Source organism: Acinetobacter sp. ANC 4636, from assembly GCF_054454555.1.
Genome location: NZ_JBTKVD010000001.1, coordinates 167,631 through 181,191, shown reverse-complemented (window position 1 = coordinate 181,191; position 13,561 = coordinate 167,631). Strand labels below are relative to the sequence as shown.

The 13,561-nt window shown below is 41.3% G+C and carries 12 protein-coding genes; 7 read left to right on the top strand and 5 right to left on the bottom strand.

What is annotated here, in order from left to right:
- Nucleotides 1-2: 2 nt before the first annotated feature.
- Complete coding sequence (locus tag ACX1N5_RS00900; RefSeq protein ID WP_131380893.1) at nucleotides 3-779, top strand: dioxygenase family protein; 777 nt, start codon at nucleotides 3-5, stop codon at nucleotides 777-779.
- Nucleotides 780-893: 114 nt separating this feature from the next.
- Here the strand turns inward: ACX1N5_RS00900 and ACX1N5_RS00895 are convergent, their stop codons facing one another.
- A complete protein-coding gene (locus tag ACX1N5_RS00895) occupies nucleotides 894-1,724 on the bottom strand; it encodes a DODA-type extradiol aromatic ring-opening family dioxygenase (protein ID WP_131380895.1) in 831 nt (276 codons plus the stop codon).
- A gap of 330 nt (nucleotides 1,725-2,054) precedes the next feature.
- Here ACX1N5_RS00895 and ACX1N5_RS00890 point away from each other — a divergent pair, with 330 nt between their 5' ends.
- The 3 genes from ACX1N5_RS00890 (at nucleotide 2,055) to ACX1N5_RS00880 (ending at nucleotide 4,183) form a co-directional block, all read left to right on the top strand.
- On the top strand, nucleotides 2,055-2,414 hold the full coding sequence (locus ACX1N5_RS00890) for a hypothetical protein (protein WP_458800086.1): 360 nt from the start codon (nucleotides 2,055-2,057) through the stop codon (nucleotides 2,412-2,414).
- 149 nt (nucleotides 2,415-2,563) lie between these two features.
- Nucleotides 2,564-3,931, top strand: a complete 1,368-nt coding sequence (trhP, locus tag ACX1N5_RS00885; protein WP_004753210.1) for a prephenate-dependent tRNA uridine(34) hydroxylase TrhP — start codon at nucleotides 2,564-2,566, stop codon at nucleotides 3,929-3,931.
- 3 nt (nucleotides 3,932-3,934) lie between these two features.
- Nucleotides 3,935-4,183, top strand: a complete 249-nt coding sequence (locus ACX1N5_RS00880) for a YfhL family 4Fe-4S dicluster ferredoxin (RefSeq protein ID WP_131380899.1) — start codon at nucleotides 3,935-3,937, stop codon at nucleotides 4,181-4,183.
- A gap of 165 nt (nucleotides 4,184-4,348) precedes the next feature.
- On the opposite strand, the gene ahpF is transcribed toward ACX1N5_RS00880, so the two are convergent.
- Both ahpF and glyA read right to left on the bottom strand, forming a co-directional pair.
- Entirely contained in the window at nucleotides 4,349-5,914 is a 1,566-nt protein-coding gene (ahpF, locus tag ACX1N5_RS00875; protein ID WP_458800267.1) for an alkyl hydroperoxide reductase subunit F, read from the bottom strand.
- 550 nt (nucleotides 5,915-6,464) lie between these two features.
- Nucleotides 6,465-7,718 (bottom strand): serine hydroxymethyltransferase, encoded by a 1,254-nt coding sequence (gene glyA / locus ACX1N5_RS00870; RefSeq protein ID WP_458800084.1) that lies wholly within the window; start codon nucleotides 7,716-7,718, stop codon nucleotides 6,465-6,467.
- Nucleotides 7,719-7,920: 202 nt separating this feature from the next.
- Here glyA and ACX1N5_RS00865 point away from each other — a divergent pair, with 202 nt between their 5' ends.
- Together ACX1N5_RS00865 and ACX1N5_RS00860 are read left to right on the top strand one after the other, a co-directional pair.
- A complete protein-coding gene (locus tag ACX1N5_RS00865; protein ID WP_458800082.1) occupies nucleotides 7,921-8,367 on the top strand; it encodes a hypothetical protein in 447 nt (148 codons plus the stop codon).
- 54 nt (nucleotides 8,368-8,421) lie between these two features.
- Nucleotides 8,422-9,117 carry a 3'-5' exonuclease gene (locus tag ACX1N5_RS00860; RefSeq protein ID WP_458800080.1) on the top strand — a complete coding sequence of 232 codons (696 nt, stop codon included), beginning with the start codon at nucleotides 8,422-8,424 and terminating at the stop codon, nucleotides 9,115-9,117.
- Here ACX1N5_RS00860 and ACX1N5_RS00855 read toward each other — a convergent pair.
- Nucleotides 9,114-10,091: an acyltransferase family protein gene (locus ACX1N5_RS00855; protein ID WP_458800078.1), complete on the bottom strand. Its 978-nt coding sequence runs from the start codon at nucleotides 10,089-10,091 to the stop codon at nucleotides 9,114-9,116. The genes ACX1N5_RS00860 and ACX1N5_RS00855 overlap by 4 nt on opposite strands.
- 160 nt (nucleotides 10,092-10,251) lie before the next feature.
- On the opposite strand from ACX1N5_RS00855, the gene ACX1N5_RS00850 reads away from it, so the two are divergent.
- Nucleotides 10,252-11,352, top strand: a complete 1,101-nt coding sequence (locus ACX1N5_RS00850) for a diguanylate cyclase (protein ID WP_458800076.1) — start codon at nucleotides 10,252-10,254, stop codon at nucleotides 11,350-11,352.
- A gap of 255 nt (nucleotides 11,353-11,607) precedes the next feature.
- Here ACX1N5_RS00850 and ilvD read toward each other — a convergent pair whose 3' ends face one another.
- Nucleotides 11,608-13,437: a dihydroxy-acid dehydratase gene (gene ilvD, locus ACX1N5_RS00845; protein ID WP_131380911.1), complete on the bottom strand. Its 1,830-nt coding sequence runs from the start codon at nucleotides 13,435-13,437 to the stop codon at nucleotides 11,608-11,610.
- Nucleotides 13,438-13,561: the final 124 nt, after the last annotated feature.

The following is a 13,561-nucleotide window of genomic DNA, read 5'->3' as shown; positions in this document are numbered from 1 at the left end:
TTATGCATCTTCAAACTTTACCTGGGTTATTTATTTCTCATGGTTCTCCCCTGCTGGCACTCGACCCTGAACAGGTTGGCCCAGCATTGCAGCGTTTAGGTCTAAACCTGCCTCGTCCTCAAGCCATTGTGGTCATGTCTGCCCACTGGGAAAGTCAGGCACTCGAAGTCAGTAGTGCTGTACGCCCTGAAACATGGCATGACTTTCGTGGATTTCCACCAGCCTTATATCAGCTTCGCTACCCTGCGCCTGGACAACCAGAGCTTGCCGAACAGATTTTACATTTACTGGCAGAAGCTGGCTTACATGCACATGCCAATAGTACCCGCCCACGTGATCATGGGGTTTGGATGCCTTTATTACATTTATATCCTGAGGCGGATATTCCTGTAGTCGAAATCTCTTTACCGATGAGCTACAGCGCCGAAGAGATTTTTAAGATTGGGCAAACCTTAAAGGAACTGCGTCAGCAACAAATCCTGCTGATTGGCTCAGGCAGTATTACCCATAATCTAGCAGAACTGTCTTGGCATAATGCACAGGCAACAGTGCCTGTATGGGCATCGGAATTTCGCAATTATGTGGTACAAAAGCTCAACCATCAGAACTACGAAGCTGTTTTAGATTGGCAGACTATTCCCCATATTCAGCAAAATCACCCAAGTCTTGAACATCTTGCACCATTATTTTTTGCCATGGGTTTGGGGCATCGCTTCACCATTGTGCATAGCAGTTTTTCAATGGGTGCATTAGGCATGGACATTTATCGTTTTGATTAATTGACAGATCTTCTAAAATGAAAAACCGAGGTACAAATAGACCTCGGTTTTTATCGCTTGGGTAAACTTCTATCTCATATCTACTGGGTTGATAAAAGAAAGAGAATGACTCAACTACGCCTGTTTCAACTCACCAAAAGCAAAATTGGACACCCATAAACCACCTACAAATCCAGTTTCATGATAGGTTTGCACTCCAGTTTCCTGTTGTGCTGCGCCTACACTGACCATTAAAGGCAAGAGATGTTCTTCACGTGGATGAGCAATGCGCGCCGCAGGAGCTTGCTCCCACTGGGTCAATAACTGATTGCGTGCTGTACCTTGATGTTCAACCACCGTTGAATATAACCATTGATCAAAGGCTTTTGAAGGCTCAGCAGCATATGCATTAAACATACGTAAGTTATGGTAGCTTAAACCACTGCCAATAATTAGCACATTTTCATCGCGTAGCGGCGCTAAAGCCTGCCCCATTTGAATATGAGCTGCAGGATCTAAGCCCTTTTTCAAGGACAACTGCACCACAGGAATATCTGCGGCGGGGTTAATCACTTGCATTGGTGAAAACATACCATGATCATAACCGCGAGTTGTGGTTTGCTGCACAGAAATATCCGCTTGGGTGAGCAATTCACTGACGCGCTGTGCCAGTTCAGGACAACCTGCCGAACGATAGTGAATATGATAGGTATGCTCAGGAAAACCACCGTAGTCATAGATCATGCCTGGCTCAGGAGTCGCCTGTACAGTAAATTCACGTTCTTCCCAGTGCGCTGAAACCATCAAAATGGCTTTGGGTTTTTGCGGCAGGCTTGGTAATAATGTGGCTAATGACTGCGCAAGATTGGCATAAATAGTTTCCAGATGGTCTGGCATCCACGGCCAAGGCCCACCGCCATGAGAAACAAAAAATACAGGCTGCCGAGTTGGAATTATTGTAGACATGTAAATCACCTAAATCCGAATAACACAATATAGTGTTACTTTACGATTTGCCTAGAATACAAACAATAAAGAAAATAGGACACTCGCATAAGTTTATGCAACGCTGTGCAATTTATATTTTTTATCGTTGCAATATTGCGGCTTGATGAGGAAAATGTGACAGCATTTCTTAAAATAAGCTTTAATGATAAAAGAATTAACCATTCTCATGTCATATATCATATTTCTCCATACATCCTAGCAACTTAGCTCCATACAATTTCCACAACTCTTAGAGATAATGTCAGTGTGAAATCCACCACCTAACGAAAAAACAAGGTTGATCCCGAAATGAAAAAACTTACTGCTGCTTTAATCTTTGGTTTTGCTGCAACTGCATTTACAGGTACTGCAATGGCTGAACCTGTGCAACAGCATCCTGAAAAGACTGAATCAACAACACATAAAGTTGTACAAAAAACTGAACATGCAGCACATACAGTTGGGCATGATACTAAAAAAGTAGCCCACAACGTTGGACATGAAACCAAACATGTTGCCCGTGAAGTTGGGCATGGAACTAAAAACGTCGCGCGCAAAATAGGTCATGGCACCAAACATGTTGTACATAAAGTGGGGCAAGGCACAAAACACGTCGTACACAAAGTCACTGACCACGACAGCAAAAAACCTGCTCCAAAACACGATTAATTCATCTATACCCAGTAAAACCACACCCTTCGGTGTGGTTTTTTTATGCCGAATTACTCAAAAATCCTGACTAAAATACTAGGTTGAGTGCCACTCAGAGAATCACTAAAATATTCCCCTATTTTTTCTAAGCTTTTACTGTGTTTACCATGAAAACAGAACTTCTCTCACCTGCTGGTTCGCTCAAAAACATGCGCTATGCATTTGCCTATGGTGCAGATGCAGTTTATGCAGGTCAACCCCGTTATAGCTTACGTGTACGTAATAATGCCTTTGATCATGACAACTTACAAATCGGCATTAATGAAGCACATGCACTGGGTAAAAAATTCTATGTGGTCGTGAATATTCAGCCACACAATAGCAAACTGAAAAACTTTATTCGCGATCTTGAGCCTGTAGTAGCGATGCAACCCGATGCCTTGATCATGTCTGACCCAGGTCTAATCATGATGGTACGTGAGCATTTCCCGCATATGCCAATTCATTTGTCTGTACAGGCCAATGCCATTAACTGGGCAACCGTTAAATTCTGGAAAGACTATGGTTTGACCCGAGTGATTTTGTCACGCGAACTATCAATCGATGAAATTGAAGAAATTCAACAGCATGTTCCAGAGATTGAGCTTGAAGTCTTTGTACACGGTGCATTGTGCATGGCGTACTCAGGACGTTGTTTGCTATCTGGTTATATGAATAAACGCGATGCCAACCAAGGTGCATGCACCAATGCTTGCCGTTGGGAATACAAAATCCACGAAACACAAGAAGATGCCACAGGTGATGTTATTCCTGTCACTCAAGTTGAAGAGAAAAAAGCCTGTTGTTCAAATGCAAATGATCAGCATCAATTTGCCGAGCCTGTGCTGATTCAGCGTAATGATGAAGATATGTTTGCCGCTGAAGAAGATGAACACGGCACTTACTTCATGAACTCCAAAGATTTACGCGCCGTACAGCATGTTGATCGCTTGACGCATATGGGCATTGCTTCATTAAAAATCGAAGGCCGTACCAAGTCATATTTCTACTGTGCACGTACCGCGCAAATTTACCGTAAAGCCATTGATGATGCTTTGGCAGGTCGCCCATTTGACCCGAGCCTGATGACTCAACTCGAAGGTTTGGCAAACCGTGGTTATACCGAAGGTTTCTTACGCCGCCATGTACATAGCGAATATCAAAACTATGAAGATGGTTCATCACATTTTGATTATCAACAGTTCTGTGGTGAAGTGCTTGAACGTAATGGTGACTATATTCGTATTGAGGTGAAAAACCGCTTCCTTGTGGGTGATTCACTTGAGCTTATGACCCCAAAAGGCAACATTACTTTTACTTTAACCGAAATGCGTGACCTGAAAGGCAATCAGATTGACAATGCCAAAGGCTCAGGACATATCGTTGAAATTCCACTTGATGCCAGCATTGATGTTGAGTTTGCCTTGCTAGTTCGCAACTTGCCAGATGCCACAGGCAATATTCAGGCAGCATCTTTAGCTTATTCAGCAGGTTAAACAATGGCATTGTTGATTACCAACGAATGTATTAACTGTGATATGTGCCTACCAGAATGTCCCAATACCGCCATTTCTGAAGGCAAAAAAGTCTATGAAATCGACCCTGAACGGTGTACCGAATGTGTCGGTTTTTATGAAGCGCCAACCTGCATGGCAGTTTGTCCGATCAACTGTATTGAACCTGACCCTGCGCACGTAGAAGATCAGGCTCAGTTAATGCAGAAGTTTAAAGCACTCAATATTGTGTAAAACAACCATAAAAAAGAGCGACAATCTTGTCGCTCTTTTTTTGATCTAATTAACAGGCTTCTTTCATAATGACATCCACTTTCTTTATGTTTCTTCTAGAGGAAGAAATAAAAGCAACTTATGAAACAAGCCTCGCTAGATCAAGCTTAGTTTTTACAATTCAACTTATTGCCCTGAACGGATAATATAGTCAAACGCTGAAAGTGATGCTTTCGCGCCTTCACCTGTTGCAATGATGATCTGTTTGTATGGCACTGTAGTACAGTCACCTGCTGCAAAGACACCTTTCACATTGGTTTCATTGCGGTCATTCACCACGATTTCACCACGGTTTGACAATGCAACTGCGCTGTCTTTTAAGAAGTCGGTATTTGGCAATAAACCGATTTGTACAAAGATGCCTGCAAGTTCCACCACATGCTCTTCACCTGTAGTACGGTCTTTATATTTCAAGCCAGTCACTTGAGAACCATCACCCAATACTTCAGTAGATAATGCATTCATAATGACTGTAGTATTTGGCAAGCTATTCAACTTGTCTTGTAACACCTGATCGGCACGAAGTTTAGTATCAAACTCAACCAAAGTCACATGCTCAACAATTCCTGCCAAGTCAATTGCGGCTTCGACACCTGAGTTACCACCACCAATCACGGCGACACGTTTACCTTTAAACAGTGGACCATCACAGTGTGGGCAGTATGCGACACCACGGGTACGGTATTCAGCTTCACCTGGAACATTCATTTCTCTCCAGCGCGCACCTGTCGATAGAATTACAGTTTTAGACTCAAGTTTGGCACCATTTTCCAGTTCAACTGAGACTAAACCATTGCTCGTTTGATCTGCACCTGTAATGTGTTTTACGCGCTGTAAATTCATGATGTCGACATTGTACTCACGCACATGCGCTTCCATATCGGCTGCGAATTTTGGTCCCTGAGTTTTTTGTACCGAGGTAAAGTTTTCAATGTCCATAGTGTCCATCACCTGACCACCAAAACGCTCTGCCACAATCCCTGTTTTGATACCTTTACGTGCTGCATAAATCGCCGAAGTTGCGCCTGCAGGCCCACCACCAATAACTAACACATCAAAAGCATCTTTGGCATTGAGCGCTGCGGCGTCTTTTTCTGCCGAGTTTTGATCCAGTTGCGCCACAATTTCTTCAAGGGTCATGCGACCTTGACCAATATGCTGTTCATCTTGGAACACCATTGGCACAGCCATGATTTTACGCTGTTCAACTTCATCTTGGAAAAAGCCGCCATCAATCATCGTGGTGGTTGCGTTTGGATTATAAATCGCGATCAAGTTCAAGGCTTGAACCACGTCAGGACAGTTATGGCAACTTAAAGAAACAAACACATCAAAATTTGCTTTTAAGTTTAATCCTTTAATTTGATTCAATAATTCATCTGAAATTTTTGGTGCATAACCTGAAACTTGCAATAACGCCAAGATCAATGAGGTAAACTCATGCCCCATTGGCAAACCTGCAAAAAATACGCGAGGTTGTTCACCTGCTTTTGCAATACCAAAACTAGGACGGCGTGCATTTTCACCATCGAAACGGGCTGTGACTTGATCAGATAATTCTGCAATTTCAGTCACCAGTTCTTTGACTTGCTCAGCCTTATCTGAATCATCAAGTGTGGCAACTAACTCAATTGGGCTTTCTAAACGTTCTAAGTATGCTTTCAATTGTGCTTTAATATTTTGATCTAACATCATATTTCTCCAAATAGAGCGAATTTCTTAACTTGGGTTTATATTAACGCAAGTCTTTTCATTGTTAAAACAGTATATTTTTATTCATGTGATCGGTTTTACAAATCAAATAACTAAAAACTTGTTCTGTACTCAATCACTCAATTGCTTTGAAGCATAGGTTTCAATCAGCTTTTGCAACATACAACTTGCAATCAGATAAAGTAACTACCGCAGTAGTTCATATAGCTATATTGAGCAATCAACAGATTTGCATAAAAACTCAAACTCACCAGCCTTGTCACCGAAAATAGTCATAAACAGAGAGTCACATCATAATTTCAATTTCTAGCAATTAAGTACTCAAAGGTTCCCCAAAAAATGGGATGCCTAAAAAAGCAGTATGTAATTTATAGAGAATATTAAAGATGCAGCAACACCACAGCAATCAAGAGAAGAATTCCTATCTGTAAGTTATACAGATTGTGTTCAATTCGATTTTTATCGTTATCAATCTTAAAAATAAAAAAGCCTCCAAATTCAGGAGGCTTTTTTCAGTTAGGCAAAACGATTATTTTGCATAAACTGGGAATTTTGCACAAACTTCTGCAACTTTGTCTTTAACAGCAGCGATCACACTTTCGTCACCTTTGCTGTCCAAGATGTCCGCGATCCAGTTTGCAAGATCACGTACTTCTGCTTCACAGAAACCACGAGTCGTTACAGCAGGTGTACCGATACGAATACCTGAAGTCACAAACGGAGAACGTGGGTCGTTTGGTACAGAGTTTTTGTTCACAGTAATGTGCGCTGCACCTAACCATGCATCTGCTTCTTTACCAGTCACGTCTTGTTTGATCAATGACAGTAAGAACAAGTGGTTATCTGTACCACCAGAAACGATGTCATAACCACGAGCAATTAAAACTTCAGCCATTGCTTGAGCATTTTTAACGACTTGTTGCTGATATGCTTTGTATTCAGGCGCCATTGCTTCTTTGAAGCAGATTGCTTTTGCTGCAACCGCATGCATCAATGGACCACCCTGGTTACCAGGGAATACAGCTGATTGAAGTTTTTTCTCGATTTCTTCGTTTGCTTTCGCAAGAATCAAACCAGAACGTGGACCACGAAGTGTTTTGTGAGTCGTTGTTGTGGTTACGTCAGCGATTTGTACTGGGCTTGGGTAAACACCAGCAGCAACAAGACCTGCAACGTGTGCCATGTCAACAAACAAATAAGCGCCAACTTTGTCCGCGATGTCACGGAAACGTTGCCAATCTACAACACGGCTGTATGCAGAGAAACCTGCAATGATCATACGTGGTTTGTGTTCTAAAGCTAGGCGTTCAACTTCTTCATAGTCGATTTCGCCAGTTTCAGGGTTTAAACCGTACTGAACTGCGTTATAAGTTTTACCCGAGAAGCTAACTTTTGCACCGTGAGTCAAGTGACCACCGTGAGCCAAGCTCATACCCAAAACTGTGTCGCCTGGGTTAAGTAATGCTAAATAAACTGCAGAGTTTGCTTGAGAACCAGCATGTGGCTGTACGTTTGCGTAGTCAGCACCAAATAATTCTTTAGCACGGTCAATCGCCATTTGCTCAATGACATCAACATATTCACAACCGCCGTAATAGCGTTTGCCTGGATAGCCTTCTGCATATTTATTGGTTAACTTACTTCCTTGAGCTTCCATAACTGCTGGAGAACAGTAGTTTTCAGAGGCAATCAACTCAATATGAGCTTCTTGGCGCTCACCTTCAGAAGCAATTGCTTTTGCTAAATCTGGATCAAATTCAGAAATAGAGATGTTGGCAAACATTAGCGAGGGTCCTATCAATTAGGGCTTTTAAGCCGTGCTAAAATCGAAGCCTATTCTAGCACGAAGTTTGAGGTTTTTCGGCATGAAGTTTTCTCAGCTTGCAATAAAAATCGCTCAATTTAAACTATGATTTAAAATCTGTTGAATTCAATTGCAGAATTTTAGATCATAACAAGGTTTAGATTTTTAAAATAATTTTAAAATGTTGATATTGATTTGTTTAATTTTAGGTTTTTGCTTAGGCTATTATATTCGTGGACAAAAACAATCTGCACCACCACAATCAGCTATGCAAAACCAACAGCCACAGCGCAGTCATGTGCAGCGCCTGTACTCTAAAAGTCAGCATCGCTCTGATAGTGACCGTATTCGTGATCTAAACCAACTCAGTACCCATCAGGCAGCTTTTTTACGTTTATTGAAACAGACTTTTTTCAATTATGAAGTTTCAATTAAACAGCAGCGCTTTTTTATTCTGGATCAGGACAAAATGCCACTGGCAATTTTTGAATACCGTGATGGTACGCAAAGTTTTAAAGCAACAGATCAGGAAGATGGCATTCCTATATACATTTATAAAGCACTGATTTCTAGCGAAGCCTTACAGCAAGATTTACAAGTCGTTTTGCAGCAACAACGAACGCGCTAATTTGTAGTTGATCTCAAGCAATGTTACATTGCACAAAAAACTCCTGTGACGGCTATGCATACTATTATTCTTGATACTGAAACCCATACGCTCAACGGCTTACCGATTGAAATTGCTTATGCACCGATTGAAATCCAGCAAGGCAAACTCAGCTTAGATAAAAGCAAGATTTTCGATCAATTGTATTCGGTTGGCGAACCCATTTCTTATGCGGCTATGGCGGTGCATCATATTTTAGAATCGGATATTGCCGACCAGCCAAGCTACACGACCTTTCAACTCCCTCAAGAAACGACTTATATTATTGGGCACAATATTGATTATGACGTACAAGCCATTGCCCGTTGTGGGGTTGATGTATCGCATTTAAAACCGATTTGCACGCTAGCACTGGCACGTCAAGTCTGGGCAGATGCGGAAGCACACAACATTTCTGCCCTCATTTATCAAATCAGTCGTGGCAGTGAAAAAGCCCGCGAACTACTCAAAGGCGCGCACCGAGCCGATGCAGATATTATTTTAACTGCCAATATTTTGATGCATATTATTGCCAGTCTTGGCATACAAACAGTTGAAGAACTTTATGTCGCTTCTGAAAATGCACGTATTCCTAAAATGATTAATTTTGGCAAGCACAAAGGTACAGCCATTAAAGACTTGCCATCAGACTACGCCAACTGGTTACTGAAACAGGATGAACTTGACCCTTATTTGCGGACTGCACTTGAAAAGTCAGGTTTTAAAATCTAGGTTTTTTGCGGAAAAATCTTGGTAAATAGCCATAAAAAACCGCTGGATAACATCTGTATGCTGCGCTGAAAAATGGGTAGCATACAAACCCAGCAAGTCAAAATACTAGCGCAAAATGCAATGAGTAGTTGAACAGACGGTGTCATGGCAACATGCCATATATGACTCAACCACAGCACAATCAAACCATGCCACAAATAAATGGATAATGATGCCTGCCCAAGCTGAGATAAAAATTGTGGGAGTTTTCCTGCGAGCATTGCCCAAGCAAACACTGCACAGCATGACATGATTAAATATTGACTGCGTATCAGCATGCCCTGCAAAGGCGCAATATGCATTTGCGTATAGCTTAGACTGCCATATAGCCAGTAAGATTTAAGTGGATGCAATTGCGTTAAACCTAGTAACCCCACGATGGCAATGACCGCAATAAGGTAAGTAAATGGCAAGCGGCGTAAAATATCCAGCCACGTCTTACCATAAACGTGCCCAAGCATAAAAAATGGCAAGAAGTTAAAGATCCGCCCAACCGAGAATAGATAGTTATTGATTGGAGATAAACCGATCAGTAAGGCCAACAGCAAACTCAGCACAACGGGATATGCTGTTTGTTTCAGCCAATGCGTCAAAATAACCCAAGCCAGCATTGCCCACAGATACCACAACAACCAATATGGCTGCCACAGCCATTTGCTACTGAACTGCCCCGTATAATAAACATCAAGCAGGATATAAAACAGTTGAAACGGAATCATTAACGACAAGAAATATTGCAGTTTTTGAGAAATGTTCTGATCTTTAAACAAATACCCCGAAATAAACACAAAGGCCGGCATGTGTAGTACATAAATGTTTTGTAAAAAAATTTTGGCCAAAGTATCTTGCCAGCCTAACAACCGTTCTAAAAAGTGCCCAAAGACCACCAAAAAAATCAGCAATCCTTTATAGATATCAATACTCTGATCTCGCATATACTCATCGTACACTGACTGGTAAAATTAATAAGTTTTACAACCGCATAGAAAATCAAACGATTATAGAATTTTATTTTTATAAATTTACTTTTCTTTCGCTATAACCGATTAAAATTTGCTAGATTAATCCAATAATAATCATTCTTAGGCATTGATTATGTCTTATATCATTCCTGATGAAGCAGCATTAAAAGCTCGCAGTCAAAGATTTGTCTGGCGAATTTTTATGATGCGCCAACTCGGTACAAGTCTGTGCTTTATGGCCATTGCTTCTGTGATGTGGGACATGCATTACCATCTATTTTATTTCGTTTTGCTGGCAGTCAATGCTTTTGTCTGGCCAACTGTTGCTTGCCTGTTTAGCATGCAGGCATATGACCCTGTCAAAGCTGAAAACAATTGTTTAATTATTGACAGTGCTCTTGGAGGTATCTGGATTGCGATTATGGGAATTAGTCCATTTCCCTCCTTGCTGATTTTTTCGGTATTGGTTGCTGATCGTTATGCTGCTGGTGGTTGGAAACTTTTAAGATTGGCTTTAATTGCTTTATTTCTGGCTTTTTTTGTGATCTGGGCTTTACTCGGTTATCGGATACATCTTGAGTTTAGCCAACGCACAGTATGGCTCAGTCTACCATTAGCAACCATTTATATGATTGGTCTAAGTGTCATCTCCAGACATTTATCTGTACGTTTAAGCAAGCGCAATCGTGAATTTGAACGCATCGCCATGATGGACCCTCGCTTGCATATTCCCAATCGACGGTTGTTTGAACAACGTCTTGCCAGCACTTTTATTCAAACCCAGCGTGCACAAACTTCCGCCTATTTAATGCTACTGGATGTTGATCATTTTAAACAAATTAATGACAACTACGGACATGAAATTGGCGATTACATCTTACTGGAAATTTCCAATATATTACGGCAAACCTTACATGCATCTGACACGCCTGCCCGTTTTGGTGGAGATGAGCTCGCAGTCATTGCCATCAATTATAAACAAGATGATGTGTGCGATTTGGCTCAACAAATTTTAGAAAAAATCACAGCTTTGCGACTCACCAATCATGACTTATGTCGTGTCAGCATCAGCATTGGGATCGCTTCAGTTAAAGATGCGTACTCAACTGCTGACTGGTTACGTAAAGCAGATCAAGCTTTATATAAAGTCAAAAATTCGGGAAGAAATGGTATTTTCCTATATCAAAAACCTCAAAATGAACAACAGGCTATTAAAAAATCATTCAAAAAATAATATTGATTACTAAAAGCATTTTAAATATGAGTTAAAACTGTAAGACACTGTCATCTTTTATTTATTTTCTTTCAATACCTTGAGTGAAAACTTTCTCTACACTCAATTTAAATGATAAAAACAGTGCTTTTTAATAATATTTTTCTTCAACCAATCACAAATGACGTTTCACTTAATCTTAAATAAAAAAATGCCAGTCAATCGATAGACTGACTGGCATGACTTCATCAAGAAGTTTTTTGCTTTACTTACAAATTATAGAACGCGAACTGCGCCTTTTGCAGCACTGGTTGTATGCTGAGCATAAACTTTAAGTGCTTTAGACACTTTACGTTTACGCTCTTCTTTTGGATGCCAGCCTTTTGCTTCTTGTGCAGTATGACGATGTGCCAAAGTTGCATCATCAACATCTAGATGAATGGTACGGTTTGGAATATCGATCTGGATCGTATCGCCATCTTCAACCAAACCAATTGCACCACCTTCAGCCGCTTCTGGTGAAATATGACCAATTGATAGACCTGAAGAACCGCCAGAGAAACGACCATCGGTAATCAAGGCACAGTCTTTACCCAAGCCTTTCGATTTCAAGTAGCTGGTTGGATACAACATTTCTTGCATACCAGGACCACCACGTGGACCTTCATAGCGAATCACAACCACATCACCCGCTTTAATATTGCCACCTAAAATTGCTTCTACAGCAGAATCTTGGCTTTCAAATACGCGTGCTGTACCTGTGAATTTCAAGATCGACTCATCTACACCCGCAGTTTTTACAATACAGCCATCCAATGCAATGTTGCCGTAAAGAACTGCCAAGCCACCATCTTTAGAGAAAGCATGTTCTAAATTACGAATCACACCTGTTTCACGGTTACCATCTAAAGTTGAGTAGTAACGGTTTTGTGAGAATGCAACTTGTGTTGGTACACCACCAGGAGCTGAGCGGTAGAATTCATATACTTCTGGGTTTTCAGTACGGATAATATCCCACTTGTCCAACGCATCTTTTAAGGTTGGTTCATGTACAGTATTTACCGATGTTGTCAACAATCCAGCACGATCAAGCTCACCTAAAATTGACATGATGCCGCCTGCACGGTGCACATCTTCCATGTGAACATCCTGTTTCGCTGGCGCAACTTTACAAAGTACAGGCACTTTGCGAGATAGACGGTCGATATCATCCATAGTGAAATCAACTTCTGCTTCATTTGCAGCAGCCAATAAGTGCAATACGGTATTGGTTGAACCACCCATAGCAATATCCAAAGTCATGGCATTTTCAAATGCTGCCTTGGTTGCAATAGAACGTGGCAAAATGCTGTAGTCATCTTGCTCATAGTGGCGTTTTGCCAATTCAACAATCAATTTTCCTGCACGTTCAAACAGTTTTTTACGGTTTGCATGCGTTGCAACAATTGAACCATTACCAGGTAAAGACAAACCTAAAGCTTCGGTCAAACAGTTCATTGAGTTTGCAGTAAACATCCCTGAACATGAACCACAGGTTGGACATGCAGAACGTTCAAATGCTTGTACTTCTTCGTCGGTATAGCTATCGTCAGCGGCAACAATCATGGCATCGACAAGATCAATGGCTTTTTCATTGCCACGGAATTTGACCTTACCCGCTTCCATTGGACCACCAGACACAAATACAACTGGAATGTTCAAACGCATTGATGCCATTAACATCCCTGGGGTGATTTTGTCGCAGTTTGAAATACAAACCATCGCATCGGCACAATGTGCATTGACCATATATTCTACAGAATCAGCAATCAGGTCGCGTGATGGCAATGAATACAACATTCCATCATGTCCCATCGCAATACCGTCATCGACCGCAATGGTGTTGAACTCTTTAGCCACGCCACCTGCTGCCTGAATTTGCTCAGCAACCAGTTGACCCAAGTCTTTTAGATGTACATGACCTGGCACAAACTGGGTGAAAGAGTTGACCACGGCAATAATCGGTTTTCCAAAATCTTCATCTTTCATTCCTGTTGCACGCCATAAACCGCGTGCGCCAGCCATATTTCTTCCATGTGTCGATGTTTTTGAACGATAGTCAGGCATGTTATTGTTTCCAATGAAATTGTGCTTGAAATGAATCATCTCGAGATTCATTCTGGCGAAAGAATACTCACCTATAGAGTACTTGATCAGTAAAGCTACCGATATATCATACTAGGGTCTGTTG

What these genes read in the sequence shown, in the direction of transcription:
- ACX1N5_RS00900 (WP_131380893.1), top strand. Translation starts at nt 3, where the DNA reads ATGCATCTTCAAACTTTACCTGGGTTATTTATTTCTCATGGTTCTCCC.
- glyA (WP_458800084.1), bottom strand. Translation starts at nt 7,718, where the DNA reads ATGTTTGCCAACATCTCTATTTCTGAATTTGATCCAGATTTAGCAAAA.
- ACX1N5_RS00895 (WP_131380895.1), bottom strand. Translation starts at nt 1,724, where the DNA reads ATGTCTACAATAATTCCAACTCGGCAGCCTGTATTTTTTGTTTCTCAT.
- ACX1N5_RS00880 (WP_131380899.1), top strand. Translation starts at nt 3,935, where the DNA reads ATGGCATTGTTGATTACCAACGAATGTATTAACTGTGATATGTGCCTA.
- ACX1N5_RS00855 (WP_458800078.1), bottom strand. Translation starts at nt 10,091, where the DNA reads ATGCGAGATCAGAGTATTGATATCTATAAAGGATTGCTGATTTTTTTG.
- trhP (WP_004753210.1), top strand. Translation starts at nt 2,564, where the DNA reads ATGAAAACAGAACTTCTCTCACCTGCTGGTTCGCTCAAAAACATGCGC.
- ACX1N5_RS00890 (WP_458800086.1), top strand. Translation starts at nt 2,055, where the DNA reads ATGAAAAAACTTACTGCTGCTTTAATCTTTGGTTTTGCTGCAACTGCA.
- ilvD (WP_131380911.1), bottom strand. Translation starts at nt 13,437, where the DNA reads ATGCCTGACTATCGTTCAAAAACATCGACACATGGAAGAAATATGGCT.
- ahpF (WP_458800267.1), bottom strand. Translation starts at nt 5,914, where the DNA reads ATGTTAGATCAAAATATTAAAGCACAATTGAAAGCATACTTAGAACGT.
- ACX1N5_RS00865 (WP_458800082.1), top strand. Translation starts at nt 7,921, where the DNA reads ATGTTGATATTGATTTGTTTAATTTTAGGTTTTTGCTTAGGCTATTAT.
- ACX1N5_RS00860 (WP_458800080.1), top strand. Translation starts at nt 8,422, where the DNA reads ATGCATACTATTATTCTTGATACTGAAACCCATACGCTCAACGGCTTA.
- ACX1N5_RS00850 (WP_458800076.1), top strand. Translation starts at nt 10,252, where the DNA reads ATGTCTTATATCATTCCTGATGAAGCAGCATTAAAAGCTCGCAGTCAA.